General features: G+C 60.1%; 24 protein-coding genes and 1 tRNA gene. 19 read left to right on the top strand and 6 right to left on the bottom strand.

The features are described from left to right. Window positions 1-49: 49 nt before the first annotated feature. Window positions 50-265, top strand: coding sequence for a hypothetical protein (locus tag HMPREF2562_RS09210; RefSeq protein ID WP_042388817.1), 216 nt, complete (start codon window positions 50-52; stop codon window positions 263-265). Between the two features lie 359 nt (window positions 266-624). Here the strand turns inward: HMPREF2562_RS09210 and malQ are convergent, their stop codons facing one another. Then, window positions 625-2,844, bottom strand: coding sequence for a 4-alpha-glucanotransferase (malQ, locus tag HMPREF2562_RS09205; protein ID WP_049189616.1), 2,220 nt, complete (start codon window positions 2,842-2,844; stop codon window positions 625-627). A gap of 154 nt (window positions 2,845-2,998) precedes the next feature. On the opposite strand from malQ, the gene HMPREF2562_RS09200 reads away from it, so the two are divergent. The 12 genes from HMPREF2562_RS09200 to HMPREF2562_RS09145 all read left to right on the top strand — a co-directional run bounded on the left by HMPREF2562_RS09200 (window position 2,999) and on the right by HMPREF2562_RS09145 (window position 15,254). Continuing rightward, a complete protein-coding gene (locus tag HMPREF2562_RS09200; RefSeq protein ID WP_016423122.1) occupies window positions 2,999-4,831 on the top strand; it encodes an AMP-dependent synthetase/ligase in 1,833 nt (610 codons plus the stop codon). Window positions 4,832-5,036: 205 nt separating this feature from the next. Beyond that, the gene (locus HMPREF2562_RS09195) at window positions 5,037-5,723 is read left to right on the top strand and encodes a hypothetical protein (protein WP_016423121.1); all 687 of its coding nucleotides are present in this window, start codon (window positions 5,037-5,039) and stop codon (window positions 5,721-5,723) included. Further along, window positions 5,720-6,883, top strand: coding sequence for a radical SAM family heme chaperone HemW (gene hemW, locus HMPREF2562_RS09190; protein WP_049170714.1), 1,164 nt, complete (start codon window positions 5,720-5,722; stop codon window positions 6,881-6,883). Before HMPREF2562_RS09195 ends, hemW begins: the two co-directional genes overlap by 4 nt. Window positions 6,884-6,892: 9 nt before the next feature. Continuing rightward, window positions 6,893-7,930 (top strand): heat-inducible transcriptional repressor HrcA, encoded by a 1,038-nt coding sequence (gene hrcA / locus HMPREF2562_RS09185; RefSeq protein ID WP_070549898.1) that lies wholly within the window; start codon window positions 6,893-6,895, stop codon window positions 7,928-7,930. 2 nt (window positions 7,931-7,932) lie between these two features. Then, on the top strand, window positions 7,933-9,063 hold the full coding sequence (gene dnaJ, locus HMPREF2562_RS09180) for a molecular chaperone DnaJ (RefSeq protein ID WP_049170716.1): 1,131 nt from the start codon (window positions 7,933-7,935) through the stop codon (window positions 9,061-9,063). 44 nt (window positions 9,064-9,107) lie between these two features. Continuing rightward, complete coding sequence (locus HMPREF2562_RS09175) at window positions 9,108-9,887, top strand: 16S rRNA (uracil(1498)-N(3))-methyltransferase (RefSeq protein ID WP_070549897.1); 780 nt, start codon at window positions 9,108-9,110, stop codon at window positions 9,885-9,887. Between the two features lie 12 nt (window positions 9,888-9,899). Beyond that, window positions 9,900-10,928 carry a PhoH family protein gene (locus HMPREF2562_RS09170; RefSeq protein WP_070549896.1) on the top strand — a complete coding sequence of 343 codons (1,029 nt, stop codon included), beginning with the start codon at window positions 9,900-9,902 and terminating at the stop codon, window positions 10,926-10,928. A gap of 16 nt (window positions 10,929-10,944) precedes the next feature. After that, window positions 10,945-11,478: an rRNA maturation RNase YbeY gene (gene ybeY / locus HMPREF2562_RS09165; protein ID WP_005511056.1), complete on the top strand. Its 534-nt coding sequence runs from the start codon at window positions 10,945-10,947 to the stop codon at window positions 11,476-11,478. Then, on the top strand, window positions 11,475-12,803 hold the full coding sequence (locus tag HMPREF2562_RS09160) for a hemolysin family protein (RefSeq protein WP_016423115.1): 1,329 nt from the start codon (window positions 11,475-11,477) through the stop codon (window positions 12,801-12,803). The genes ybeY and HMPREF2562_RS09160 overlap by 4 nt, the downstream gene beginning before the upstream one ends. 4 nt (window positions 12,804-12,807) lie before the next feature. Then, on the top strand, window positions 12,808-13,749 hold the full coding sequence (gene era, locus HMPREF2562_RS09155) for a GTPase Era (RefSeq protein ID WP_042389423.1): 942 nt from the start codon (window positions 12,808-12,810) through the stop codon (window positions 13,747-13,749). Window positions 13,750-13,753: 4 nt separating this feature from the next. Beyond that, on the top strand, window positions 13,754-14,503 hold the full coding sequence (recO, locus tag HMPREF2562_RS09150) for a DNA repair protein RecO (protein ID WP_070549895.1): 750 nt from the start codon (window positions 13,754-13,756) through the stop codon (window positions 14,501-14,503). Between the two features lie 28 nt (window positions 14,504-14,531). Then, complete coding sequence (locus HMPREF2562_RS09145) at window positions 14,532-15,254, top strand: isoprenyl transferase (protein WP_016423112.1); 723 nt, start codon at window positions 14,532-14,534, stop codon at window positions 15,252-15,254. Window positions 15,255-15,289: 35 nt separating this feature from the next. On the opposite strand, the gene HMPREF2562_RS09140 is transcribed toward HMPREF2562_RS09145, so the two are convergent. Continuing rightward, entirely contained in the window at window positions 15,290-15,787 is a 498-nt protein-coding gene (locus HMPREF2562_RS09140) for a Fur family transcriptional regulator (protein WP_070549894.1), read from the bottom strand. Window positions 15,788-15,977: 190 nt separating this feature from the next. On the opposite strand from HMPREF2562_RS09140, the gene HMPREF2562_RS09135 reads away from it, so the two are divergent. From HMPREF2562_RS09135 to HMPREF2562_RS09125, 3 genes are read left to right on the top strand one after another with little or no spacing between them, the layout of a single operon-like run. Continuing rightward, window positions 15,978-17,363 carry a glycine--tRNA ligase gene (locus tag HMPREF2562_RS09135; RefSeq protein ID WP_049170727.1) on the top strand — a complete coding sequence of 462 codons (1,386 nt, stop codon included), beginning with the start codon at window positions 15,978-15,980 and terminating at the stop codon, window positions 17,361-17,363. Beyond that, on the top strand, window positions 17,363-17,932 hold the full coding sequence (locus HMPREF2562_RS09130) for a hypothetical protein (RefSeq protein WP_016423109.1): 570 nt from the start codon (window positions 17,363-17,365) through the stop codon (window positions 17,930-17,932). Before HMPREF2562_RS09135 ends, HMPREF2562_RS09130 begins: the two co-directional genes overlap by 1 nt. After that, window positions 17,920-18,336 (top strand): hypothetical protein, encoded by a 417-nt coding sequence (locus HMPREF2562_RS09125; RefSeq protein WP_016423108.1) that lies wholly within the window; start codon window positions 17,920-17,922, stop codon window positions 18,334-18,336. The genes HMPREF2562_RS09130 and HMPREF2562_RS09125 overlap by 13 nt, the downstream gene beginning before the upstream one ends. An 8-nt stretch (window positions 18,337-18,344) precedes the next feature. Here HMPREF2562_RS09125 and HMPREF2562_RS09120 read toward each other — a convergent pair whose 3' ends face one another. Beyond that, window positions 18,345-20,378: a TPM domain-containing protein gene (locus HMPREF2562_RS09120; protein WP_222865373.1), complete on the bottom strand. Its 2,034-nt coding sequence runs from the start codon at window positions 20,376-20,378 to the stop codon at window positions 18,345-18,347. A gap of 28 nt (window positions 20,379-20,406) precedes the next feature. Between HMPREF2562_RS09120 and HMPREF2562_RS09115 the strand changes: the two genes are divergently transcribed. Beyond that, window positions 20,407-21,699, top strand: coding sequence for a deoxyguanosinetriphosphate triphosphohydrolase (locus HMPREF2562_RS09115; protein ID WP_048732682.1), 1,293 nt, complete (start codon window positions 20,407-20,409; stop codon window positions 21,697-21,699). 4 nt (window positions 21,700-21,703) lie between these two features. Here the strand turns inward: HMPREF2562_RS09115 and HMPREF2562_RS09110 are convergent, their stop codons facing one another. After that, window positions 21,704-22,207, bottom strand: coding sequence for a guanyl-specific ribonuclease (locus HMPREF2562_RS09110; RefSeq protein WP_070438686.1), 504 nt, complete (start codon window positions 22,205-22,207; stop codon window positions 21,704-21,706). Window positions 22,208-22,327: 120 nt separating this feature from the next. Between HMPREF2562_RS09110 and dnaG the strand changes: the two genes are divergently transcribed. Further along, entirely contained in the window at window positions 22,328-24,259 is a 1,932-nt protein-coding gene (gene dnaG / locus HMPREF2562_RS09105; RefSeq protein ID WP_083295723.1) for a DNA primase, read from the top strand. A gap of 14 nt (window positions 24,260-24,273) precedes the next feature. Here dnaG and HMPREF2562_RS09100 read toward each other — a convergent pair whose 3' ends face one another. Together HMPREF2562_RS09100 and HMPREF2562_RS09095 are read right to left on the bottom strand one after the other, a co-directional pair. After that, window positions 24,274-24,906 (bottom strand): MBL fold metallo-hydrolase, encoded by a 633-nt coding sequence (locus tag HMPREF2562_RS09100; RefSeq protein ID WP_049170745.1) that lies wholly within the window; start codon window positions 24,904-24,906, stop codon window positions 24,274-24,276. Next, window positions 24,903-26,060 carry an S-(hydroxymethyl)mycothiol dehydrogenase gene (locus HMPREF2562_RS09095; RefSeq protein ID WP_049170748.1) on the bottom strand — a complete coding sequence of 386 codons (1,158 nt, stop codon included), beginning with the start codon at window positions 26,058-26,060 and terminating at the stop codon, window positions 24,903-24,905. Before HMPREF2562_RS09095 ends, HMPREF2562_RS09100 begins: the two co-directional genes overlap by 4 nt. Window positions 26,061-26,336: 276 nt before the next feature. On the opposite strand from HMPREF2562_RS09095, the gene HMPREF2562_RS09090 reads away from it, so the two are divergent. After that, a tRNA-Asn gene (locus HMPREF2562_RS09090) sits at window positions 26,337-26,408 on the top strand. Window positions 26,409-26,511: the final 103 nt, after the last annotated feature.

Here is a 26,511-nt window from a genome sequence, read left to right as displayed (position 1 = left end):
ACCGCCGCCCACTGGTTATTCCGGTCACCGGCAGGGTAGGTTGACACTCATGGCAGAAGCATTCGACAGAGTAGGGCAGTGGCTTATCCAATTGCCACTGCTTGCGCAGGTCAGCGTGCTATGCGTGGTTCTCCTGGTAGTCGGAGGGTTTCTTGCTTTCGTTCTCGTTGGCGCAATCGATGTTGTCAGCGGACGTCTGTGGCAGAGGTCGGTGCATCGGCGGGAGCGTTCGCAGGAGCGTCGAGGAGCGGGCAGCGAGAGCTAGCCGAAGAGGTAGTGGCCTTGCGGATAGCTCACCGAGAGACCCGATGAATTGAGCTGGGAGAAGCCCCCTTTAAGTGTTGGGTCGCTATCGCTGCCCTAAGGTATGTCTTAAAGTATTAGGAAATTTGCCCAACAGGCTAGAGTTGGGTAGTTCGCAAATATTTCGCAGTAGGGAGCTGAGTTAGCATGCATCGGTCGAGGCACTCGAAGGTCCTACTTGCCCTAATCGTTTTGCTTCTTCTCATCCTCATCGCTGGTGCAGTCACCGATTTCCAGTTTTAGCCTCGGTTTTAGTGCCGGGCATATAACCTGAAAGATCGGTGAACAGCAAAAATGAGGGATTAGTCGCTCACGAACCAATTAACGCTTGAATCCGGGGAAGCGAGGCAGGTCCTCGACAAGCACGGCCTTGCCCTCGGCATCGGTTAGCGGAATGCACCAGTTCGGGTACTGGTCGTGGCTCGTGCCCGGCTGGTTCTGAGTACGACGATCGCCGACCATGTCCACCAAGGCCTCACACTTCAGCGCGGATGGCGTCTGGTCGAGGAAGCGGTGCAGCCCCGTGACCAGTGCGTCAATTGGTGGCAGATTATCGCGGGTAAGGGAATGAACATCCATGTCCGCCGCAGCCGTGTCACCAAAGCAGCCGGCTTCCTTGGCCGCACCCAAAACCTTTCGAATCCACTCGAAGTCCCGGCGGTCTTCCTCCGCGACGTCGGAAAGCAATAGTCTCAGGCGTTCCCGTAGCTTGATGTGCTCGCCTGCGAGGTAGCCTGCCGTCGGCGGCAGATCGTGCGTGGTGACGGAGGACAGGCACAGGCTGCGGTAAGCGCTTGGTGGTTTCGGCTGGTCGCCCTCGGATTCAAACCACACGATCGAGGTGCCCATGATGCCCCGCGAGGCCAGGTAGTCCTGCACCCACGGCTCGAAAGTGCCCAGGTCTTCGCCTACGACGACGGCCCCAGCGAGCTCGGCCTCAAGTGCGAGAATGCCGACCATTGCCTCGTGGTCGAAGTACAGGTAGGTGCCATTGACGGGGGACTCCATCCGCGGCATGACCCAGAGGCGGAACATACCCAGCACGTGGTCAACACGAATGCCACCTGCGTGGCGAAGGATTGTGCGCAGCATGTCGCGCCAGGGGCGGTAGCCGGCCTCGGCTAGCTTGTGCGGGTTCCACGGCGGCTGCGACCAGTCTTGGCCGCGCTGGTTAAAACCGTCTGGCGGTGCGCCAACAGAGATAGCAGGAGCGAGCCAATCCGCAAGGTTCTCGGCATCCGCGCCGCCAGGGTGCACGCCGACGGCAAGGTCGGCCATGATGCCGATGCGCATACCCGCATCCAGGGCTGCCTCTTGTGCCTGGCCGAGCTGCTGATCGAGAATCCACTGCACCCAGAGGTGGAACTGGAAGATTTCCTCCCGCAGAGATTCGACACTGGCGTGGTTACCCAACGGTGGAACCAACTCGATATCGTTCTCGGTTACGGCACCAGAATCGGAAGTGGCAGCGCGTGCAGCATCGCGGGCAGCAGCGCGATCCGCGAGCTCGCGCTCGGTGCACCACGACGCGTAGTCGTATATGCCACGGCCCTCGGCCTCCAGCCAACGGTCAAATTCCGCCTGGCGTGCGCTGGACAGGGGGATCTTGTGAATTGCCCGCAATACCTTGAGCTTTGCAGCGTAGATGGGGTTGCGGTCAATCTCATCAGGGCTGTGATTGAGCTGGTGGAAAGAGTTCGCTAGCGCACGGGCTTCATCGGCCTCGTCCTTGTCCAGGTACCCGAACTCGTCGATAAGCTCTGGGCGCGCGTACAGCGGATTGACATAGCGGCGCGTGGTGGGCAGGTACGGCGAGTCTTCTACCGGAGGCAGTGGCTCTGCGGCGTGCAACGGATTGATGAGGACGAAATCAGAGCCCGCGTGCTCTGCACTGACCTGTGCCAAGTCGCCGAGGGTAGCGAAATCGCCAATACCCCAGCTGCGGCTGGAGCGTACCGAGTACAGCTGTGCCATGACACCATGCGCAGGATTCTGCACGTACTTGTCGGCAGTGGCGAGACGGTTGGGGGTTACGGCCACATCGCACTCAGCGACGTTGTCATCGTTGACTGCGCGCAAGCGATGCCAACCAAGTGGCAGATCCTCTGGAATTGCGAAGGCGGCTTCACCCATCAACACATCGCCGACCTGGCGTGGCGGTACCAAGTGGTGCACCTGAGCGCAGGGCCATTCTGCGCCGTCCTCCAGTTTCACAGTCACGCTGACATTGCTGCCGTGCGGTACGTGAACCAGAACTCGGTGGAAGATGCCCTGGCGGGTAACTACCACGGGCGGGAGAAGGCGAGACCACTGCGTGTCTGCCCACTCACGACGGGCGTCGTTGATGTCGGCATCGCTGGGATCTGGGCCCAGATCGATGTCGAGAGCAGCGAGAGTTTTTAGCACTGTCTCACGAGAGACGTGCACGAGTTGGCCCTCGGTGGAGTAGTAGGAAACCCCAACTCCGACATCTTTAGCGAGGTCGGCGAGTGGAGAGGAAAGGGGAGGATTGGAAGCTGCCTGTGTCACCCTTTCCATCATGCCAGTTTAGAAAAACTTTGCTAGTAGTAAGGTAAATCACTTCGTTATCGAAATATTTACTGAAATCACAACGGCGCAGGGTTTGATGTTCTAAGTTGATTCCTAACGAAACCAACGACGGACAGAACTACCGAAAGTAGGGGTTTGTAACTCGATGCGTGAATATACTACCGAGGCGAAATACGTCATCGGCGAGGACGAAACGATTATTACCTCGCTGCAGGAGCTGGTGCAGAAGCGCCCGAAGCTGGTGCTTTTCACTCGCCCCAAGAACTTTGAGTGGGTAAATGTCACTGCTCAGGAGTTCTATGACGAGGCAAAGGGCGTCGCTAAGGGGCTAATTGCCAACGGTGTTCAGCCGGGCGACCGCGTAGCGCTGCTCAGTGAGACTCGCTACGAGTGGAACCTGATCAATACCGCTATCTGGATGGCAGGCGCTGCTGTTGTCCCGATTTACGGCTCTTCTTCGTCTGGCCAGATTCGTTGGATTATTGAAAACTCCGGTGCTGTTTTCGCATTTACCGAGTCGCGTGAGCACACCGACCGCATGAAGCCTCTGCTGGTCGAAAAGGGCACCGAGAACCCGGAGGGCGAGTCTCAGCTGCGTCGTGTACTGGAGATTAACGCTTCCGCTACTGACACCATTAGCTACGAAGGCCGTGACATTGACGGCGACGAGGTCGAGCGCCGCATCAAGGACACCAAGGCCGACGACCTGGCAACCGTGATTTACACCTCCGGTACCACTGGTCGTCCGAAGGGCTGCGTGCTCCTGCACAGCAACTGGCTGGCGGAGGCCCGCGCCATCCTCACCAACGAGATTGGCCTGATTGCCCGTCCGGGGAACCGCATTCTGACCTTCCTGCCGTTGGCGCACGTGTTGGCTCACGCAGTGTCCCTGGCTTCGATGATTTCCGGTGCTACCCAGTCTCACTGGGCTGATACCAAGACCGTCACCCTGGAGTTCCAGCGTTCCCGTCCGCACATGATTCTCGGTGTGCCGCGCGTGTTCGAGAAGGTTCGTGACTCCGCCTACGCCTCCGCTAAGGAGAAGGGCGCATTCGGCCTGGCCATGTTCGAGCGTGCTGAGGCCACCGCCATCGAGTACTCCAAGGCACTGGATACTCCGGCAGGTCCGTCGCGTGTCTTGAAGCTGCGTCGCCAGCTCTACGATCGCCTGCTGTTCTCGAAAATTCGCGCAGCTATGGGTGAGGCCGTGCAGTACACCATTTCCGGTGGTTCGGCTCTGTCCTCTGACCTCGGGCACTTCTTCCGTGGTCTCGGTGTGCCTGTCTACGAAGGCTACGGTCTGACTGAGTCCACGGCTGCCGTCACCGTGAACAACCCGAGCGAGCAGATTATTGGTACCGTTGGTCGTCCGGTCGGTGGTTGCTCCGCCGCTATCGCTGATGACGGCGAAGTTCTGCTCCGTGGTCCGGTTGTGTTCGACCGCTACTGGAAGAACGAAGAGGCAACCAAGGAAGCCTTCATCGACGGCGAATGGTTTAAGACTGGTGACCTCGGTGAGCTGACCGAAGAAGGCCACCTGAAGATCACCGGCCGCAAGAAGGACCTCATTGTCACCGCTGGTGGTAAGAATGTCGCGCCGGGCCCGATGGAAGACCGCATGCGTGCGCACCCGCTGGTGTCCCAGGCAGTCGTCATCGGCGATGGTCGTCCGTTCGTCTCCGTGTTGGTCACTCTCGATGAGGAGGCACTGGAGAAGTGGAAGATTGAGCACTCCGTCCCCGAGCACACCTCGATCCGTGAACTCGCTGCCTCCAGCGCAGTTTTGCGCGCCGAGATTCAGGACGCCGTCAACTCCGCTAACGAGCTGGTTTCTCACGCAGAGGCCATTAAGAAGTTCCATATTCTGGACAGTGACTTCACCGAGGAAAGCGGCGAGCTGACCCCGACCATGAAGGTCAAGCGCAACATTGTCATGGACAACTACTCGCGTGACATTGAGGCTCTCTACCAGCGTTAATTCACGGTCTACCCGCTGCCGATAGAAAACGGCAGCGTGTTGTTACCGCGCTAGCGCCCCTCACCCCATTAAGGTGAGGGGCGCTAGAAATTTTTAAGGAGTTTTCAGTTTTCGAAAGTCGGCATTCGTCAATGTTCGTCGATATTCGAAAGCGGAAGACTGCAATGATGTCACCGGCGCCGAAGATGTCGTGGGAGGGCGGGCAATGATTAACCACTTCGATGCTCGGCTACGCCTGCGCGAAGTGACCCAAGAGCTCTACGACATTGGTGACGAAGTTGCCGAACACATCGAGCACCTTGCTCAGGCGGTTGCTGATGTAGATCGTGAGCTGGTGGACGAATGTGTCCTCGAGCTCGCTGACATCGTCGACGAGGCCGTTGAGGACTGCCGCCCTCTGATTGGTGAGCTTGATGGTCTACGCCAAGCGTTTACCTCCGGCATTCGCTCGGGGCGCATCGGTACTCTTTCCTCCGCTTCGACACCGCGTCGACACCCGCATCCGGCACCGAAGTCGCCGGATGTGCAGTCACTGTCGCTCATTCCGGCTCCTTTGAAGCATCCGGTTGCAGTCCCTACGGTCACGCAGGCAATGATTGCTCGCTCCGATGCCGTGGCTTCTTACCTGGAGGAACTCGCCGACTGGGTTTCCGCCGAAAACATCCGAGGCGTGGAAAAGCTCGGTAGTGTGGTGCTTCCGCAGCTTTACGCACAGTCTGGCCGCCGTGCACTGTCCGCTGCCGCCGCTTGGTGTGTTGCTGTTCCCGAGACTCATCCGGCAGTTGCCAATGCGCTGCGCGGCCGTAGGCCTCCGGAGTTCCTGATGGAACGTGCCCGCATCGATGAAATTGTCCGCCGCGTCAAGCAACGTCGAGCCAAGGAGCATGCGTGAGCGAAGCCTCCGCACACACCGATTCCTTCGGTGTCTACTTACACGTCCCATTCTGTGCCACCCGTTGTGGCTACTGTGATTTCAACACGTACACGCCAGGTCAGCTGGGCAGTGGCGCAACGCAGGGAGACTACCTCGATGCCATCGTGGCTGAGCTCGAGATGGCCGTCGTAAAGCACCCCGAACTAGCGCGTGGCGCCGATACCGTATTCGTCGGCGGTGGTACGCCGTCGATGTTGGGGGCGAGTGGTCTTCGTCGCCTGCTCGACGGTGTGCGCAACAGCTTTGGGCTTGCCGACGACGCCGAGGTCACCACCGAGTCGAATCCCGAGTCGACCTCCCCGGAGTTTTTCGAAGGCTTGGCCGAGGCAGGGTTTACCCGGGTGAGTCTGGGCATGCAGTCGGCTGTGCCGCATGTGCTGGCCACTCTGGATCGTACGCACACGCCGGGGCGTCCTGCGGCGGCAGTGGCGGAGGCACGCGCGGCCGGCTTTGAGCACATCAACCTCGACGTTATCTATGGCACGCCAGGGGAGTCGATGGCGAACCTCGATACGACGTTGGAGGCAGTCCTGGCCACGGACGTCGATCATGTTTCGGCGTACTCACTGATCGTCGAGCCGGGTACCGCGATGGCGCGTAAGGTCCGTCGTGGTGAGCTGCCGATGCCTGACGACGACGATCTCGCCGACCGCTACGAGCGCATCGATGCCGCACTGAGTCAAGCCGGTTTTTCCTGGTACGAGGTGTCCAACTGGGCAAAACCGGGCGGCCAATGTCGTCACAATATGCTCTACTGGCGCGATGGAAATTGGTGGGGTGCGGGCCCCGGTGCACATTCGCACCTGGATGGCACGAGGTTTTACAACGTCAAGCATCCGGCTCGCTACGCGGCGACCATTTCCGGCGGAGAATTGCCGATTAAGGATTCAGAAGGGCTAACGGCCGAGGATCGGCACACTGAGAAGATTATGCTGGGCCTCCGCTTGGCCGAGGGTATCGATGCCAATCTGCTCGGTGAGGATGAGCTGGGCAAGGCACGTCGGCAAGCGGAAGCGGGCATGGTGGAGTTTGTTTCCGTCGATGGCGGCCAGCGGATTCAGCTGACCAATCGCGGTCGTTTGCTGGCCGACGCCATAATTGTTGACATCCTTAGTTAAACTATCCGCATGTCATCTCAGACGGATAAGCGCAGGCAGGAAGTTCTTCGGGCAATTGTCTCGGATTACGTAGCTTCCCAGGAGCCCGTTGGCTCGAAGGCTCTGGTGGAGCGCCACAATCTGGGTGTGTCCTCGGCGACCATCAGAAATGACATGGCGGTGCTGGAGGCTGAAGGTTATATCCAGCAGGAACATGCATCGTCCGGGCGTATCCCGACTGAGAAGGGCTACCGCCTTTTTGTGGACAATCTTTCGCAGATTAAGCCGCTGTCCCGGGCCGAGCGCCGAGCTATCCTCGAGTTCCTCGAAGGCGGCGTCGATTTGGAGGACGTTCTGCGTCGCAGTGTGCAGCTGCTGGCCCAGCTAACCCGCCAGGTCGCAGTAGTGCAGGTGCCGACGCTGGAGGTCTCCCGCGTCCGACACTGCGAGGTCGTCCAGCTCGCCGACGCGCGATTGTTGCTGGTAGTCATCACCGACACCGGGCGCGTGGAGCAGCGCAATGTCGAGCTGCCAGCACCGATGGATCCCGATCTCGTGCCGCTGTTGCGTGAGCATTTCAACCGTGCAATGTCGGGGCACACACTTGCCGACGCGTCGATTGCGATTTCCGATCTTGCGGCTAACGCCCCGCGCGATTTGCGGGATGTAATCATCCGCTGCTCGACGGTGCTGGTGGAGTCGTTAATTGAGAGGCCGAATGACAGGCTCATCCTGGCCGGGGCGTCGAATTTGACCCGTGGTAATATGGCCGGTCGCTTACCTTCTACGTTGCCCATGGTTCTTGAGGCTCTCGAAGAACAGGTGATCGTGTTGAAACTGCTGTCGGCCGCGCAGGATTTACACCATGTCCGCGTTTCTATCGGTGAGGAAAACGAGGACGAGGAGCTGCGCGCTACTTCAGTTGTTTCAACTGGCTATGGCACCGGCACCGAGATTTTGGGTGGCATGGGAGTAGTTGGCCCCACATTTATGGATTATCCGGGAACAATTTCCTCGGTTGCTGCTGTTGCACAGTACGTTGGCCGGGTATTGAAAGGAAGTAGCTAAAGTTGGCACGCGACTATTACGGCATCCTCGGAGTGGAGAAGGACGCTACGGACGCTGAGATTAAGAAGGCGTACCGAAAGCTGGCGCTCAAGTACCACCCAGACCGTAATCCGGGTGATGAAGAAGCTGCGGAGAAGTTCCGTGAGGCCTCTGAAGCGAACGAGGTCCTGCTGGATCCTGAAAAGCGCCGGATTGTGGATATGGGAGGAGATCCTCTCAATCCGCAGGGCGGTATGCCAGGCGGTGGCTTCGGCGGTTTCGGCGGCGGCGGAGTCGGCGATATCTTCGAGGCATTCTTCGGCGGTGCCGGCGGTACCCGCCAGCGCCGCTCGCGTGTGCAGCCAGGTGCAGATGCGCTGCTGCGTATTTCTCTGGGCCTCGATGAGGCATTCACCGGTGTCCGCAAGCCCATCACGGTGGACACCGCGGTGCTGTGTGAGCAGTGCGAGGGAACCGGCTCGAAGTCCAAGTCCAAGCCGAAGATGTGTACCAGCTGTGATGGCACTGGCGAGATTCAACAGGTCCAGCGTTCTTTCCTGGGCAATGTGATGACCTCGCGGCCGTGCCCGACTTGTGAGGGCACCGGCGAGATCATCCCCGATCCGTGTAACAACTGCGGTGGCGATGGCCGCGTCCGTGCTCGCCGTGATCTGACGGTCAACGTTCCGGCAGGTATCTCTGATGGCATGCGTATTCGCATGGCAGGGCAGGGCGAGGTCGGTCCGGGCGGTGGCCCGGCGGGTGACCTCTACGTGGAAGTTGCCATGGACCCGCACCCTGTATTCGAGCGTGAGGGCGATGATCTGCACTTTAACGTGCAGGTGCCCATGGCTGATGCCGCACTTGGTACCGAGTTTGAGGTCGACGACCTGCTCGGCGAACCAATGACCATCAAGGTTGATTCGGGCACCCAGCCGGCAGAGCAGATTCGTCTGTCGGGTAAGGGCATGCCGCATCTGCGCGGCGAGGGCAACGGCGACGTGGTCGCACACGTCGATGTCACGGTGCCGACGAAGCTGGACCGCAAGTCCCGCGAGCTGCTGGAGAAGCTACGCGAGCACCGCGATGATGATGCCAAGGTGGCAGACTCGAGTGAGCGCAACGGTTTCTTCTCCCGATTCCGCCGCCGTTAGAACACGCCATCCCCAAAGCCCCCTCCAGTGAGTGTGAAGCACACATGAGTTTGCCCGTATTCCTCGGTGAGTTCACCGAGCTGCCGCGCCCGGAAGAAATCATTCGAATCCTCGGGTCGGAGGCAAAGCACATCAGCGTTCGCAGGCTGAAGGAGGGCGCGGAGATTCTTCTTGCCAATGGTGCGGACAAGGTGGTGCGGGCACAGCTCATGCACGTAGATCCGCGTGAGGTCCACGTTCGCGTAGTTGCCGCCGAGGAACGTCCACGTCCGCGCCCGCACGTCACTGTGGTGCAGGCACTGCCGAAGTCGGATCGTGCTGAGCTTGCGGTCGATTTGATGACCGAGGCTGGGGTCGATGAGATTATCCCCTGGGCGGCCGTGAATTGTGTGGCCCGATGGCAGGGTACCGCGAAGGTCACTAAGGCCCGCGCCAAGTGGCAGTCGGCTGCGCGCGAGGCAGCCAAGCAGGCTCGTCGTGCATGGATTCCGCCGGTCGCTGACCTGCATAGCTCCGCTGATATTGAGCAACTCATCCAGGAAACCACGTCAGCAGGTGGTGTGGCAGCAGTTTTGCACGAGGAGGAAACAGCTCCGTTCGTGGACTTCGCCGCGCAGGCAGCAAACGCTGACAAGGTTCTTTTCATCGTCGGCCCAGAAGGGGGAGTCAGCCCTGGGGAACTCGAGGCCTTCCGCGCCGCAGGTGCTAGCTCGGTAGTACTCGGCCCGACAGTTCTCCGCAGCGCCCTCGCGGGAGCTGCTGCTCTTTGCGCACTGGGCCCGTTGACAAAGCGCTGGGGCGGCGCACCCACGCCTGGTCAGTAGGATAGACGCATAATGACAAAGTATTCAGTAACTGCTCGTACCACTGCCGTCGTCGAGCTCGATGACAATCTCGCGCCGATTGTGGTCGGTCATGCGGATCAGAACCTACGTCTGCTGGAATCTCTGCTGGCAGCGGATATTCATGTCCGCGGCGGAGTTGTGACAATCAAGGGTGCTCCGGCGGATGTTTCGTTGGCTGTCCGCGCGTTCAAGGAGCTAGAGGCAATGGCCCGTCGTGGGCACGAGCTCTCCCCGGAGTCGGTGCGGCACGCGGTGGGCATTGTGGATCGCGGGGAGAAGTCCGCCAGCGAGGTGCTCGGTGGCGGCATCGTGACACATCGTGGCAAGACCGTGCGTCCCAAGACCGAGGGACAAAAGAACTACGTCGATGCCATCGACCGCTATAACGTTGTTTTCGGTATCGGCCCAGCCGGTACGGGCAAGACCTTCTTGGCCATGGCCAAGGCGGTTGCTGCACTGAAGAATAAGCAGGTAGAACGCATTATTCTGACTCGCCCCGCAGTGGAGGCGGGTGAGAACCTGGGCTTCCTGCCGGGTACTCTGCACGAGAAGATTGACCCCTACCTGCGCCCATTGCACGATGCGATGCGCGAAATGCTTGAGCCAGAGCTGATTCCAAAGCTGATGGAAACTGGGGTAGTGGAGGTCGCACCGCTGGCGTACATGCGCGGTCGTACCTTGAACAATGCGTTCATCATTCTCGACGAAGCACAGAACACTACTCCGGCGCAGATGAAAATGTTCCTCACCCGCCTGGGCTTCGGTTCGAAGATGGTCATCACCGGTGACGCCAGCCAGGTCGACCTGCCTCGAGGGCAGAAGTCCGGTCTAGCTGTCGCCCGTGAGGTGCTGCGCAGTGTGCCGGGAATCGCTTTTCCGGCGCTGGCGGCTGCGGATGTGGTGCGCAACCCGCTGGTAACCGCAATTGTCGAGGCCTACGATGACTACGATGCCTATAACGAAGGTATTGAACAGGGCGCCGAGTCCCCACAAAAGCGACAGTCCGCCACAAAGCGATAAAGGACGCTGAAATTACATGAGCATTGAAGTTTTCAACGAGTCCGGTCAGGGCGTCAATGAAGAGTCGCTTATCGACGTTGCCCGTTATGCGCTGGGCCGCCTGGACGTGCATCCGGCAGCTGAGCTGAGCATTCACATTGTCGACTTGAAGACGATCGAAGACCTCCATGTGCGCTGGCTGGATCTGCCGGGGCCGACTGATGTGATGAGCTTCCCGATGGATGAGCTCACTCCTGGCTCTGGCCGACCAGATGCAGCTAGCCCAGGGCCTGCGATGCTGGGCGACATTGTGTTGTGCCCGGAGTTTGCCGCGGGGCAGGCGGAGCGTGCAGGCCATCCGCTGAGCCACGAGTTGGTACTGCTCACCGTGCACGGCGTACTGCACCTGTTGGGTTATGACCATGTCACGGCGGAGGAAGAGCGCCAGATGTTCTCCCTGCAGAATGGCCTGTTGGCGGATTGGTACGACGACATCGATCGTCGTGGCGTGAGCTTTTCCGAAAAACCAATTAACCCCAATGCGTTCCCGGAGCGTTCTAACGAGCGATGATCACTTTGATAATTGTCGCCGTTGTGGCGATGATCTGCGCTGGCGGACTTAACACAGTCGAAACTGCGGTCGCAGGCATTTCCCGTGCGCGCGTGGCAGAGCTGCAGCGTGACGAGGTCGCAGGTGCTAATGCGCTTCTCAAGGTCGTAGAAAATCGCGCTCGGCACGTCAATGTGCTGGTGATTTTGCGTACGCTGTGCGAGTCAATCGGTGCAGTGACGCTTGCGGCAGTTTGTCTTAAGCTTTTCGAGCCGGAGCGCTGGGCCATTGTGGCTGCAGTGGTGTTGTTGGCTCTGTTCACCTTCCTGGTCCTCGGGGTGTTTTCCCGCACGATGGGTCGGAAGAATCCGTACTCGATTTCCCTCGCCACCGCGGTCGTTCTGAGTTTTATGGCCAAGGTGTTGGGGCCACTGGAAAAGTTGCTGATTTGGTTCGGCAACATCATCACCCCTGGTGGTGGCTTCCGCGATGGCCCGTTCGCCACTGAAGTCGAGTTGCGCGAGATGGTCGATATCGCCCAGGAGCGCGGCATTGTGGAGCACGATGAGCGCCGCATGATTCAGTCTGTGTTCGATCTCGCGGAAACGTCGGCACGCGTTGTTATGGTTCCGCGCCCAGAGATGGTGTGGATTGAGGCGGATAAGCACTGTGGTCAGGCAGTGGCCCTATGCGTGAAGTCGGGTCACTCGCGACTGCCGGTGATTGGCGAGAGCGTTGAGGACATCGTCGGCGTCATTTACTTGAAGGACATTGTCCAGCAGACGTACTCGCGTACTGATGGCGGTCGCGGTGTTCGCGTCTCCGAGGTCATGCGTGACTGCGTTTTTGTGCCCGATTCCAAGCCACTGGATGACCTGCTCGATGAAATGCAGCGCACCCGCAATCACATCGCCATTCTCATCGACGAATATGGATCGGTCGCCGGTCTTATCTCTATTGAGGACATCCTCGAGGAGATTGTCGGTGAGATTGCCGACGAATACGACGAGGCCGAGCAGGCCCCCATCGAACCACTGGGGGATGCCTCCTACCGCGTGCAGGCGCGCCTCAGCTTGGGCGAGCTCATAGAGCTTTACGACGAAGCCCACGGGCGCCAACTCGTCTTCGATGACGAGGTCACCGATGAGGTGGATACGGTCTCCGGTCTGTTGGCATATGAGCTTGGACGTGTGCCACTGCCCGGTTCGTACGTAGAATATGCAGGACTGAAGTTTACCGCCGAGGGCTCGCGTGACCGTCGTGGTCGTATGCGGGTACGCACTGTGGTGGTGGAGCCGACTGCGGAGTTTTACTCCGAGGAAGAAGATACTGATGGGCAATCTTGATGACATGCTGGCCAATGCTGGACTTGGCGGAGATGCTGATGATTACAGTGCGCCGGAGGGCTTTCGCTCTGGGTTCGTCTCTATCGTGGGGCGTCCGAATACCGGTAAGTCGACGCTGACCAATTCCCTGGTGGGCGAGAAGATCGCTATTACCGCTAACCAGCCGGAAACCACGCGTCATCCAGTCCGAGGTGTAGTCCACCGCGAGAACTGTCAGATTGTTGTCGTGGATACGCCAGGTCTGCACAAGCCACGCACGCTGCTCGGTGAGCGCCTGAATGACATGGTTCAGGAGACCTACTCCGATGTGGACTTGGTCGCGATGGTCGTGCCTGCCGACGAGAAAATTGGCCCCGGTGACCGCTGGATTTACGAGAACGTCTCCAAAGGTTGCAAGAACATCATGGGCATTGTGTCCAAGGTGGATAAGGTCTCGCGCGACACCATTATTGAGCGCCTGATCGAGCTGCAGGAGTTGCTCGGTCCGGATGCCGAGCTGGTGCCACTGTCGTCGAAGTCCGGCGAGAACATCAACACGCTGATTGATGTCATGGCTTCCCAGTTGCCGGAGGGACCGCGCCTGTACCCGAAGGGGCACATCACCGATGAGGATCTGCACACCCGGATGGCAGAGCTCATCCGCGAGGCGGCCCTCGGCGGTCTGCGCGATGAGTTGCCGCATTCCGTGGCAGTCCAGATTGATGAGGTGCTGCCAAACCAGGACCGCGAAGGCGTCCTGGATGTCCACGCCGTTATCTATGTCGAGCGTTCGGGGCAGAAGTCCATCCTCATGGGGCGCGACGGTCGACGCATGGGCACCACCATTCATAAGGCTCGTAAGGAACTCATTGCGCTGCTCGGTCAGAATGTTTACCTTGACCTGCGGGTGAAGGTATTGAAGGACTGGCAGTCGGACCCGAAGCAGCTGGGCAAGTTGGGATTCTAAAAAGTTGGTCGAGCCGTATCGCGACCGTGCGCTGGTCGTACGCCGCTACGACCTCGGCGAAGCCGACCGCATCATCGTCCTTTTCACCCGCGACCACGGCTTAGTCCGCGGTGTCGCCAAAGGCGTGCGGCGCGCGAAGAGCCGCTTCGGCTCGCGCCTCTCACCATTCGTCGACGTGGATGTCAACATCTACCCACGCCGAGGACTGTCCACTATCGCAGGCGCAGATACCGTGCGCACGTGGGCAGCACCGCTTGTCGACGACTATGCGCGCTACACCTGTGCGTGTGCAGTCCTGGACGTCGCCGAACGCATTGTCGGCGAGGAGCAAGTGCCGGCTCCCGAATTGTGGGATCTCACCACTCAATCGCTCGACGACGTTGCGGCCGGTCGCCATCGCCCCGATTTGTTGCTGACCTCCTACATTCTGCGAGCAATGGCGCAGGCCGGTTGGCAGCCAAGCCTCTTTGAATGCGCAGGCTGCGGCAAAGCCGGCCCTCACCACGCGTTTTCTCCCGCACTGGGCGGAGCAGTGTGCACCAACTGCAGGCCACCGGGTGCAGATACTCCGCCGACCGAGGTTCTGCATCTGATGTGGCAGCTTGCTCATGAGCAATGGGCGGGCATCGATACGTCGTCAAGCGATTTTGAGGGGCGGATTGCGACGGCGCGTACCCTAACGGCGAAGTACCTGCAGTACTACCTGGGCCGCCGGGTGCCGGCGCTGGAACATGTGGATGCTTTTTGGCAGTAAGCAGTAGCGGTGGGGCACAATAGGAAGCGTGTTGAATCCTCCTGTACCGCAGCAATTCGTGCCCAATCACATCGCGCTCGTGATGGACGGCAATGGTAGATGGGCCGAACAGCGTGGGCTCAAACGCACCGAGGGGCACAAGCGTGGTGAGGCCGTGCTGATGGAGTGCGTCGATGCTTGTTTGGAGATGGGCGTCAAGCACCTGTCGGCTTACGCATTTTCCACTGAGAATTGGCGCCGTTCGGTCGATGAGGTCCGATTCCTTATGGGCTTTAATCGCGATGTGCTGCGCCGACGTCGTGATGAGTTGGATTCGAAGAACGTTCGCGTGCGTTGGGCAGGGCGTCGCCCGCGACTGTGGCGCTCGGTTATTAAGGAACTTGAGATTGCCGAGGAGCAGACGAAGGACAATGACGCGCTAACTCTGTATATGTGCGTCAACTACGGTGGTCGCGCTGAAATTGTTGATGCTGCTAGAGAGATTGCTCGTCAGGCAGCAGCGGGGGAGCTCAGCGAATATGACTTGACCGAGAAGTCTTTCGCACAGTTCCTGGATGAGCCGACTATGCCGGATGTTGATCTGTTCCTGCGTCCATCGGGCGAGCAGCGCACGTCCAACTTCTTAATCTGGCAGTCCGCCTATGCGGAGATGGTCTATCAGGACAAGCTTTTCCCGGATTTCGGTCGGGATGACATGCGCGCCGCAGTGGTGGAGTACGCCAAGCGCGACCGTAGGTTCGGCAAGGCCTAGAGCCGATATTTTTTAGGGGGGGGAGGGAGCCCGGGCTACTTCTTCTGGCAGTCCCTGCACAGGCCGAAGACCTCAGCAGTGTGCCCGGTCAGATTAAAACCGTGCTCCTCCGCAAGGCTGTGAGCCCACTGCTCGACAGGGCCGCCGGCGACTTCAACGGTGCTGCCGCAATCGGTGCAGACCAGGTGATGATGGTGGTGGTGGTCACCGCACAGCCGGTAGAGAGCCTCTCCGGAGGCATTGTGCAGAACATCGACAATGTCCATTTCTGCAAGGGACTGGAGCGTCCGATAGACCGTCGTCAAGCCGACCTTGTCCCCACGTTCCGTCAGCGACTTATGAATGTCAGCAGCGGAGCGAAAATTAGGGGCCTCACTCATAATCGACACGACGGCGCGGCGTTGGCGAGTACTGCGCTGGCCGATGCGGGTTGCGGCCGGCCGCGCGGAGGCGTGTGCCCCGGTGCTAGCGGGGGAGCCCGTACCACGTGGGTTTTCGCCAGAACTAACTTCGTGCATATCTTCGCCAGCCATGTAACCGACACTACCCGGTATCGGTTGGACAAGATGCGCTAGAGTATAGGGGAACTTTTAACTGGCCTGTTGGGGTCAGTACATTTTGCTTTTCATTATGTCGTTCGCCGCACGGAACGGGCTGAATTGTGTGCCCGGAAAAGGCGTGTGGTGTGCGATGCGAAGCCATTTATAAGGAGTGGTCTAGACCGTGGCACCTAAGTCAGTTGTCGATACCGTCGCCAACCTGTGTAAGCGCAGGGGGTTCGTTTACCCGTGTGGTGAAATTTACGGCGGTACCCGCTCGGCATGGGATTACGGTCCCCTGGGTGTGGAGCTGAAGGAAAACATCAAGCGCCAGTGGTGGAAGACCTTCGTCACCGGCCGTAAGGATGTCGTCGGCCTGGATTCCTCCATTATCCTGCCGCGCCAGGTCTGGGAAGCTTCCGGCCACGTCGCTACCTTCACCGACCCGCTGGTGGAGTCCCTGCACACCCACAAGCGCTACCGCGCTGACCACCTGCTGGAGGCCTACGAGGCCAAGCACGGTCACCCGCCGGCCAATGGTCTGGCAGACGTTCCGGACCCGGAGACCGGTCAGCCGGGCAACTGGACCGAGCCGCAGATGTTCTCCGGTCTGATGAAGACCTTCCTCGGCCCGGTCGACAATGAGCAGGGCCTGCACTACATGCGCCCGGAGACCGCTCAGGGTATCTTCGTCAACTTCAAGAACGTTATGACCACGGCTCGCCTGAAGCCACCGTTCGGTATCGGCCAGACCGGTAAGGCATTCCGCAACGAGATCACCCCGGGTAACTTCATCTTCCGTACCCGCGAGTTCGAACAGATGGAGATCGAGTACTTCGTCGCACCGGACCAGGCGGAAGAGAAGTTCGATGAGTGGGTCGACGCCTGCTGGAACTGGTTCATTGACCTGGGCGTTAACCCGGAGAACATGCGTCAGTTCGACGTTCCGAAGGACGAGCGCGCTCACTACTCTGCACGCACAATCGACTTCGAGTACCGTTTCCACTTCCAGGGAAACGAGTGGGGCGAGCTGATGGGTGTCGCCAACCGTACGGACTACGACCTCGGCTGCCACATCGAGCACTCCAAGGAAGACCTGCGTTACCACGACCAGGTTACCGGCGAAAAGTACGTTCCGTACGTCATTGAGCCGTCCTTCGGTCTGACCCGCGCCCTGATGGCCTTCCTGTGTGATGCCTACACCGAGGAAGAGGTGCCGAACGCAAAGGGCGGCACCGACACCCGTACTGTGCTGAAGCTGGACCCGCGTCTGTCGCCGGTTAAGGTTGCTGTTTTGCCGCTGTCGAAGAAGGACACCCTGACTCCGACTGCTGAGGCTGTCGCCGACAAGCTGCGCCAGTACTGGGCCGTCGATTACGACACCTCCGGTGCTATCGGCCGTCGTTACCGTCGCCAGGATGAGATCGGTACTCCGTTCTGTGTCACCGTTGACTTCGATACTCTCGAGGACAACGCTGTGACCGTCCGTGACCGCGACACCATGGAGCAGGAGCGCGTCAAGATTGACGAGCTGGAAGGCTACCTCGCAGCTCGCCTGGTGGGCTGCTAATGGCCGAAGAAGTTTTTTGGGAATCCTATAGTCTCGGCGACGGCTCTCGGGAAAAATCCGAGCAAACCTGGCCGATTCTGAAGGAAAGCACCGAAGTCGGCACGTACATCCGTGATGAGCAGGGCGATCGCCTCAACACCCCGGAAGGGGAGTGGGTCATTGATGCCTCTGCTAATCACCGTGTTTCCGCCACGCTTCCCAACGGCCGCGTGTTCTCGACCGTTGCTGCTGACCGTGACAAGATTTCGCGAGCCAAGCAGCTTTCAGTGACCTTTGGGCCGGATCGTCCTGAAGGCAAGCTGGTGTGCGAGGGATCGACGAACTACGTCATCGAGAATGCGAAGACCGGCGAGAAGTGGGGTCAGTTTACCGGTGCGTCCCGTGGCGTGCGCCACGCAGAGGTGCAGTTCGACACCGATGAGGGCCGTGCGCTGCCGGAAGAGGAGAAGATCTTCCTGGTCTACAGTGCTCGTCGAGTGCTGGAGTCCCGCATGGTTTCCTCTACCTGGATTCTCACTGTCTGCTTGCTCTTGCTGATTGCCTATATGATTTGGGTGTGGATCGTGTAGCAACTATTGCAGACGGCGTCGTTTACGACGAGAACCAAAAGGCCCTGTCCGACGGCTGGAGCTGTCAGGACGGGGTCTTTAGTGCTTTCTGGATCACCTCGTCACAAGGGCGTGGCTGGCAGGTGAAAGCCCGCTTTTTTAGCACGAACGCGCTAGTGATGACGAATCCGGATGAGGGGGATTCTTTCGTCCTAAACAGAGAAGGACGGGGAATTCGCACGGTCTTCGACATCGAGCGGCCAGGCTATGAGCTCGCCCGAATCGTCAGAGAGGACAGTCTAGGCCGAGGGGTATTTGGTGTCTATGCCCAGAAAGGAGACTTCCGGGGGAGTTTCGAAGACTGGCTGATTGCCGCCGCTCTGGCGACGTGGTCTGTGGATGGACCACGCCAGATGCGAATTTAGGCGGGAATCTAGAAGCCCATTGTGCTGCCGGAGCCGCCTGGTCGGCTCGAACCTCCGCCGAAACCGCCGAAGCCACCGATGCTGCCACCAAAGCCGCTGTTGTTGCTGAGCATGCTTCCCAGCACCATGCCGGCGACCATCGATCCGTTGCTGCCGCCACCGCGGCGCTGATCCTGGTAGCGGCGGATGTCACGGCGGGCCAAGTCAGCGGCCTCAGCCGCGAGCTTGCGCGCACGACGTGCGTAGGCCAACGCCTTTCGCGGATCGTCGTTGGCCAAGCCCTGAGCAGAGCCGTAAGCACGCTGCGCCTCCGCGAGGCGAGTGCGAGCCTCAGCGCCAACCACACGGCGGCGGGTAGCAATTAAGTCAGCCGCGGCGCGAATGTGATTGTCGGCATCCTGCATGCTGTGCTGCAAAGTAGCGGTAGCGCGGGCGAACGACGCGGCCTTGTCTCGAGCGGAGTCGAGGGCTTCGTCGAGTAGCTCATCGGCATCGGTCAGTGCGGTCCAGGAACTCAGTGGATCCACTTCGGACTTATTGGCTGCCACACCGAGTGCTTCACGGCCTGCTTCGATGGCCGCATTGAGACGCTCGCGGTTGATGTTGGCGCCTTGCGGTGCCGACATCAGGTGCGAGGCCTCATCGATTTCACCGCGGACCTCGGCGATAAGGGAAGCCAGTCCAGCGACTGCAGCGTGAATATCGCTATCGGCGTGTTCAATGGCCTCCAGAAGACTCTCTGCCTGTGTGAGCGCAAAGTCGGTGGCCGACAGCGCATCAATCAGACCACCTTGCTCACCGGCAGGTAGGTCCGCGATGCGGCGGGCCTCAGACATTGACTGGTCAGCCTGATTCAGGTGCTCCGTGGCCATGTCGATATTGTCGGTCACAGAGCTGAGCATCTGCTCTTCGTAACGTGCGCGCAGACCATCGAGAATTTCGCCGGCACGCGGCATACGTGAACGCAGCTCGACACTTCGCTGAGTGAGCTTCGAAATCGTCGCTTCAGCATTCATCAACTCCTGGCGGAGTTTCTGGAAGTTTGCGGCCTCGCCGTCGAGCTGGTCATCCGCAACACCACAGGTGGAGATAATCTCCAGCAGGACACTGCGGCGCTCGATTTCGTCGGACACGGAGCCGTCGTCAAGCTGTTGGCGAAGTGCAAACGCACGCTCGAGCGTGGACTGAGAGTGCTTCAGTGCGTTGTCGAAGCTGCGGATGCGTTCGGTGCCGAACTCAGCGCGGGCGAGGTCGAGCTCGGTGCGGGCTTTGCGAATGGACTCATCGGTACTGACAATCTCATCGTGCGCAAGAACATCGAGCGAGCTGGTGCTCAGCGAGTCCAGCGAAGAGACATCCTTGGGGTCGATGTTGCGGCCACGAGCGATCTCCTCCTCATCGCGCTTCTTCTTATTGCGGCGGCCCACGGCCCAGGTGGCGCCACCGACAACGGCGGCACCACCGAGGCCGGCGCCGAGTGCCCACCCACCGGCGGAGCCGCTGCCACCGCCTGCCTCGGCGATGGCAGCTTCACCCGCAGCTGCCCAGTTGTCATCCTCTAACAACTGCCCTTGAGCTGCTCTGTTGATGGCCTCCGCGTTGCGGGGGAAGGAGTCTCCGACGAAAGCGCCGAGGTTTCGGTCTTCCACGGCGACGACCAGGACACCGCGGTTGTCGGCAGCTCCGAGGTGCTCCCAGGCCTGCTGCGCCCACTGTTCGCCCTGAATGCCGTCGAAGCTCTTGATGTAAAACACCGAGAACAGGAGTCGCTTCTCTGTCTTGAGCTGCTGAATCTGCTCCTTCAGACGAGCTTCATCGCCGCCGCTCAGCACACCTGCGAGATCAGCCACCTCGCCCGACACATCCGCCGGTGCCTCGGCGTGCGCCAGGGATGCTGACGGCGCGAGTGCCAGCAGCGAAGCAGGTGCGTGAACCGGTGGCTGTGCCGGTAGTGCGGCAGTAATTAGCGGCATGCTCAGGCCGAGAAAAGCACCCGATGCGGCAAGGTAAAGGGGGCGAAACACGCGATTCCTGTCAGACATATCTACAAGGATACGTAACAATAATTACGTGGCCGGTAAATTTTCGTATTCATCTTTTGAACTCGCTCGTATTGTCGAGGAGTCTCCGAAGCAGTCATTGCTGCCCGGGGTGCAGTCCTTGGAAACCCACCGGGCGGCGTTTGCACGAGATCGCGCCCGCGTCCTGCACTCCGCAGCGCTGCGCAGGCTGGCTGACAAAACCCAGGTTGTGGGGCCAGGGGAGGGCGATACTCCCCGCACACGCCTGACTCACTCGCTGGAGGTCGCGCAGATTTCCCGCGGAATCGCCAGCGAGTTGGGTGCAGATGAGGATCTCGCAGAGCTGGCCGGCCTGACCCATGACATCGGGCATCCGCCGTATGGCCACAACGGCGAGCGCGCTCTCAACGAGATTGCCGCTGGGTGCGGCGGGTTTGAGGGCAACGCGCAGACGCTGCGTATTCTCACTCGCCTCGAGCCGAAGGTGCTCGATGGTACAGGTGAGCCCTGCGGACTCAATCTCACTCGGGCGGCGCTCGATGCGGCTTGTAAGTACCCGTGGACGCCAATCGGTCCCGATGGTCAGCTCCGCCACAAGTACGGGGCCTACCAGGAAGATGCCGCAATTCTGCAGTGGATTCGCCAGGGCGTTCCGCACGGCAAGCAGTGTCTTGAGGCGCAGATCATGGACTGGTCTGACGATGTCGCCTATTCCGTCCACGATGTCGAGGATGGCATCGTCTCTGGCCGCGTTGACCTGGGTGTTCTGTGGGACACGGTGGAACTGGCCGCACTCGCTGACAAGGGCGCTGCCGCATTTGGTGGCGATCCAGCGGAGCTCGTCGAGGCTGCCGGGCGTCTTGCCAGCTTGCCGGTGGTATCAGCTGCGGCGTCCTATGATGGTTCGCTGCGCTCGCTGGTCGCGCTGAAACGGATGACCTCGGAGCTGGTCGGCCGTTTTGTCACTGCTTCCGTCGCGGGTACGCGTGCTGCCTCCGGGTCGACGCTTCCGCTCGGGCGTTACGACGCGGACCTCGCCGTGCCCAGCTCGATTCTGGCCGAGGTCACCATGCTGAAGACCATCGCCGTGCTGTATGTGATGGATCTTCCGCGTCATATTCGCCGTCAGGAGCGTGAGCGCGATCGCCTTTTCCGGGTGGCCGAGTATCTGCAGGAGGGTGCTCCGGGAACGCTTGATCCGATGTTCCAGTGGCTCTATTCCCGCGCGGAGAGTGACCAAGCGCGGCTGCGGGTGATTGTTGATCAGCTAGCGTCAATGACGGAGTCGCGTGTAGAGCGGCTTGATCGCCAGATTGCTGGTGTGGCCGCGGCGTGGGGATAGTTGTCTACTCCTCCGCGTCAGGAATTTCGCAGAAGCTCTCGTAGTGGTCGTCGGTGTAGTACCAGACATCCGGATCGTTTTCGGAACCGCCGCCGACAACGATGCGGCGTGCACCGCGGCTGGAATTGCCCGGGGTGGTCACGGTGTATTCGCGGTAGTAGTCACCGCGCTCCTTCGGCAGGCGTCCCTCGTAGTTGCCGAAGTGCTTGCCGTCGTGCTGCGAATAGATGTGGTCCTGGTCGGTCAGGATGCGGTCGATAACATCGTCGGCCTCCTGCGGCAGGGTATCTACTGCGCAGGTGGCACCCTTTGTGCCGGCCTTGTTGCTGCCCAAGTTGGGGCCAGGTTTAGGGCCTGGTTTCGCGCTGGAGGCAGTGGAATCCTGCGACCCCTGTGAGTTCTCGGATGCCGTAGAGTTCTGGTCTCCGCCATCGAGCCCGAAATAACTACCAGCCAGCACCAGGGCGGCAGCGCCTACACCGCTCGCAATCTTCTTCCACTCAGCCATGGCTAGTATCTTTCCATATCTGTCGCCGCCGGCACGCTTTTGGGTTGAGCGCGGGCGGCTCGTCGGCAAGCGAAACCTCTACGGCGGAGTCGATTGGACGGGTTGGGTAAGGTTATTTTCATGGCTAGGGGAAGAATTCCGGACTCCGACATCGCGGCAATCCGCGAACGGACTCCGATTGAGGAGATCGTTGCAGAATACGTGAACCTCAAACCGGCTGGCGCGGATTCTCTGAAAGGGCTATCGCCTTTTAAAGACGAGCGCACGCCGTCGTTCCACGTACGCCCCAATCATGGCTACTACCACTGCTTTTCCACCGGCAAGGGCGGTGATGTATTCAGCTTCCTCATGGAGATGGAACACCTGTCTTTCCCGGAGGCTGTCGAAGCCTGTGCGGAGAAAATTGGCTTCCACATTATCTATGAGGGCGGCGGCACGGGCCGTCGCGAGGAACCGGGAACTCGCCAGCGTCTCATCGCCGCAAACCGCGAGGCACAGAAGTTCTACCGCGAACAGTTCTCCACTCCAGCGGCAGCGCCCGCGCGCGAGTTTCTGGAAAACCGCGGCTTCACCGCCGAGCACGCGGCCCAGTTCGGCTGTGGCTACTCGCCGGCCGGCTGGGACACTCTAACCAAGCACCTGCAGCGCCTGGGCTTTAGCTTCGAGGAGTTGGACAAGGCGGGTCTTTCCAAGATGGGGCGCATGGGGCCGATCGATCGTTTTCACCGTCGTCTCATGTGGCCGATCCGCAATATGTCCGGCGATGTCATCGGTTTTGGTGCCCGCAAGCTTTTCGACGATGACAATCTGGGCAAGTACATGAACACGCCCGAGACCATGCTGTACAAGAAGTCCAAGGTCCTTTTCGGCTTGGATCTGGCAAAGAAGGACATTGCCACTGGTCATCAGGCTGTAATCGTGGAGGGCTACACTGACGTCATGGCCATGCACGCCTCAGGCGTGACCACGGCCGTCGCGTCCTGCGGTACCGCTTTCGGCGAGGAACACCTCCAGCTGCTGCGCCGTCTCATGCTCGACGACAACTTCTTCCGCGGCGAACTCATCTACACCTTCGACGGCGACGAGGCAGGACAGAAGGCCGCCATGCGCGCCTTCGAGGGGGAGCAGAACTTCACCGGCCAGTCCTACGTCGCGGTCGCGCCGGACGGCATGGATCCGTGCGATCTGCGCCAGAAGAAGGGCGAGGCCGCAGTGCGCGATCTCGTTGCTTCACGACGGCCATTGATCGAATTTGTCCTCCGCACACTTCTGGCCGACTATGACCTGACCACCGCTAATGGCAGGGTCTCCGGGCTGCGCCGAGTGGTGCCTGTCCTGGCCCAGCTCAAGGACGCGGCGCTGCGCGATGAGTATGCCCGCGAAGTTGCCGGCTGGATCGGCTGGAATGATGAGGCCGAGCTGGTGCAGCGCGTCCGCGAGGAGGCCAGTCGGCCACAGAATGAAAAGCGCACCCCCTACCAGCGTCGCCAAGAAGAGGCCCGTGCCCGTGAAGAGGCGGAGGAAGCGCGGCGCCGGCGCAACCCGGCACTGCCGTATCCAAATCCGCGGGACCCTGTGCTCTATGCGCAGCGTGAGGCCCTTAAGCTGGCAATTCAAGAGCCCGCCACCACCGGCCCGGTATTCGATGCGCTCGCACCCGAGACCTTTGGGCATCCGACCTACCGGGCGGTATTCGATGCCATCATGGCTGCAGGTGGTGCCTGCGGGGAAGCGGCCACACAGCCACATAGTTGGGCGACCGCAATTATGGATCAGGCGCGGGAGGACGTCGTCAAGCATCTCGTGACTGAGCTGGGTGTGGAGCAAATCGCCGTCGATGCAGAGACGCTGCGCCCGTATGCGCAGGCGATTCTGGCGCGGTTGCAGGAGGTGTGGGTCGGTGACCAAATTGCACAGCTGAAGGCGATGCTCTCACGAATGCGCCCCTCAGACGACGAAACCGCCTACAACTCGCTGTTCGCGGACCTGCTCGCGATGGAGCAGTACCGCCGCGAACTGCAAGCAGAGGCGGTCAAGGTCGTGTTTGAGTAGCTAGTGGCTAGCGACTAGTAGCCGCGGCGAATCCACTCTTCCAAGTGCGGAGCCTCGCGGCCAATCGTCGTGTGGTCGCCATGACCCGTGCGGACAGTCGTTTCCGCAGGCAGAGTCAGCAGATTGTCGCGGATGGAGTTAATAATCGTGTCGAAATCCGAGTAGGACCGACCGGTCGCCCCCGGACCGCCGGAAAACAGCGTGTCACCAGAGAACAGCTCCGCGGCCTCCGGTACGTACAGACAGCACGAGCCAGGGGAGTGGCCCGGAGTGTTAATAATGACAACCTCCGTGCCTGCAATCTCCAGGCGCTGACCGTGCGCGAGGTCCTCGTGCGCCAGGTCCGGCCAGGACTGCTCCCACAGCATCTGGTCGCCCGGGTGGACGAGCAGGGGAGCGTCGAGCTTCTCCTGCAGTTCAGGGGCCACAGTGATGTGGTCGTTGTGCGCGTGGGTGCATACAATCGCCTTTACCTTGCGGCCATCCACCGCGTCAATAATCGGCTGCGCCTCATGCGCCGCATCGATGACAATGACCTCACGGTCATCGCCGAGCACCCATACGTTGTTGTCTACGTCCCACGTGCCACCATCGAGCGAGAACGTGCCCGACGTGAGAACGTGGTCGACCCTCAAACCCTTGTTCACAGCGTCACCACCGATCGCAGTACCTTACCGGCCTTCATGGTTTCGAAGGCCTCGTCAACATCCTCAATGCCAATGCGCTCCGTCACGAAGCCCTCTAATGGCAGGCGGTTCTGCAACGACAGATCCACCAGCATCGGGAAGTCGCGCTCTGGTAGGCAGTCGCCGTACCAGGACGACTTCAACGCACCACCGCGGCTAAACACATCCGCCAGCGGGATGTCCAGCTCCATTGTCGGCGCCGGAACACCGACCAGAACAACGCGTCCAGCCAGGTCACGGGCGTAGAACGCCTGCTTGTAGGTTTCCGGACGGCCGACCGCATCAATCACGACATCAGCACCGAAACCGTCGGTCAGCTCACGCACTCGCTTAACGACGGGATCCTCTTCCCCGGTGCCCTTATCGCTCTTAGCCAGCTCCGCAGAGTTAATGGTCTCGGTCGCGCCGAATTCGCGGGCGGTATCCAGCTTCTCGTCCGAGATGTCGATGGCAATAATCTTGCTAGCGCCGGCCAGCTTGGCACCGGCGATAGCGGCCGTACCAACGCCACCGCAGCCGATGACGGCTACCGATTCACCGCGCTTAACCTCGCCGGTGTTAATAGCCGCACCGATGCCGGCCATGACACCGCAGCCCAGCAGGCCCGCAACGGCCGGATCGGCTGCCGAATCGACCTTGGTGCACTGGCCCTCGTGGACGAGGGTGGCATCCGCAAAAGCGCCGATTCCAAGTGCCGGGGTGAGGACGGTGCCGTCGGCAAGCGTCATGGGCTTGGAGGCGTTGAAAGTGCTAAAGCAGTACTGTGGCTCACCGCGCTTGCAGGCGCGGCACTCGCCACAGACGGCGCGCCAATTGAGGACAACGAAATCGCCGACGGCAACATGCGTGACCTCTTCGCCAATCTCGGAGACCACGCCTGCGGCCTCGTGGCCGAGGAAGAACGGGTACTCGTCGGTGATATCGCCGTCGCGGTAAGCCAGGTCTGTATGGCAGACGCCGCAGGCCTGGATGTCGACAATGACATCGTTCGGGCCCGGGGACGGGATGTGGATATCAGTAAGTTCTACAGGTGCGCCTTTTTCGCGGGCGATAACGCCGCGCACAACGCGTGCGGTTTGCTCGGTGTTTTCGGTTCCGTTGGTTTGTTCAGACATAAGCCCCATCGTATGAGCGCGGTATGAAAAGTGCATGATGGAAAGCGTTTTCAGTACTGGTAGAGGGCTTCGTGGGGCTGTGTGAGGTTGCGCGGATTGTGTGGATTGCGTGGCTCCGAGAACTTGCAGCGATGTCATGGCGTGTGGGGAAAAGAGGTCTAAATTGACCTTTGACCTGGCGATTTGTGAGTTTCAAGGGGCCTGGGTAAAGTATCTATCCGTCGCAAGGAACGGCATGGCCGAAGTTCGGTTTATCCGGTTCTGTGCGGTGGATATTCCTCCATAGCTCAATGGCAGAGCATTCGACTGTTAATCGAAGGGTTGCTGGTTCGAGTCCAGCTGGAGGAGCAATTAAGCCAGGTAGGACGATGTTTCCTACCTGGCTTTCTTGATTTCTAGGGCGCAAAAGTACGCGGATAAGGGTTAAGTAAAGAAAAGTGTGTCTTTTCCG

The sequence above is a fragment of the Corynebacterium sp. HMSC077G07 genome, from assembly GCF_001809225.1.
Taxonomy (GTDB): Bacteria; Actinomycetota; Actinomycetes; order Mycobacteriales; family Mycobacteriaceae; genus Corynebacterium; species Corynebacterium jeikeium_D.
The sequence above is the reverse complement of the archived record's forward strand: the minus strand, read 5'-3'. Positions and strand labels throughout refer to the sequence as shown.

Excerpts from the sequence above, each read along its gene's own strand:
- HMPREF2562_RS09130 (WP_016423109.1), top strand. The coding sequence starts at position 17,363 with ATGGCCGAAGAAGTTTTTTGGGAATCCTATAGTCTCGGCGACGGCTCT.
- era (WP_042389423.1), top strand. The coding sequence starts at position 12,808 with ATGCTGGCCAATGCTGGACTTGGCGGAGATGCTGATGATTACAGTGCG.
- HMPREF2562_RS09170 (WP_070549896.1), top strand. The coding sequence starts at position 9,900 with ATGACAAAGTATTCAGTAACTGCTCGTACCACTGCCGTCGTCGAGCTC.
- hrcA (WP_070549898.1), top strand. The coding sequence starts at position 6,893 with ATGTCATCTCAGACGGATAAGCGCAGGCAGGAAGTTCTTCGGGCAATT.
- HMPREF2562_RS09110 (WP_070438686.1), bottom strand. The coding sequence starts at position 22,207 with ATGGCTGAGTGGAAGAAGATTGCGAGCGGTGTAGGCGCTGCCGCCCTG.
- HMPREF2562_RS09160 (WP_016423115.1), top strand. The coding sequence starts at position 11,475 with ATGATCACTTTGATAATTGTCGCCGTTGTGGCGATGATCTGCGCTGGC.
- HMPREF2562_RS09200 (WP_016423122.1), top strand. The coding sequence starts at position 2,999 with ATGCGTGAATATACTACCGAGGCGAAATACGTCATCGGCGAGGACGAA.
- HMPREF2562_RS09120 (WP_222865373.1), bottom strand. The coding sequence starts at position 20,378 with ATGTCTGACAGGAATCGCGTGTTTCGCCCCCTTTACCTTGCCGCATCG.
- HMPREF2562_RS09140 (WP_070549894.1), bottom strand. The coding sequence starts at position 15,787 with ATGGCTGGCGAAGATATGCACGAAGTTAGTTCTGGCGAAAACCCACGT.
- ybeY (WP_005511056.1), top strand. The coding sequence starts at position 10,945 with ATGAGCATTGAAGTTTTCAACGAGTCCGGTCAGGGCGTCAATGAAGAG.
- HMPREF2562_RS09195 (WP_016423121.1), top strand. The coding sequence starts at position 5,037 with ATGATTAACCACTTCGATGCTCGGCTACGCCTGCGCGAAGTGACCCAA.
- HMPREF2562_RS09210 (WP_042388817.1), top strand. The coding sequence starts at position 50 with ATGGCAGAAGCATTCGACAGAGTAGGGCAGTGGCTTATCCAATTGCCA.
- malQ (WP_049189616.1), bottom strand. The coding sequence starts at position 2,844 with ATGATGGAAAGGGTGACACAGGCAGCTTCCAATCCTCCCCTTTCCTCT.
- HMPREF2562_RS09095 (WP_049170748.1), bottom strand. The coding sequence starts at position 26,060 with ATGTCTGAACAAACCAACGGAACCGAAAACACCGAGCAAACCGCACGC.
- dnaG (WP_083295723.1), top strand. The coding sequence starts at position 22,328 with ATGGCTAGGGGAAGAATTCCGGACTCCGACATCGCGGCAATCCGCGAA.
- HMPREF2562_RS09175 (WP_070549897.1), top strand. The coding sequence starts at position 9,108 with ATGAGTTTGCCCGTATTCCTCGGTGAGTTCACCGAGCTGCCGCGCCCG.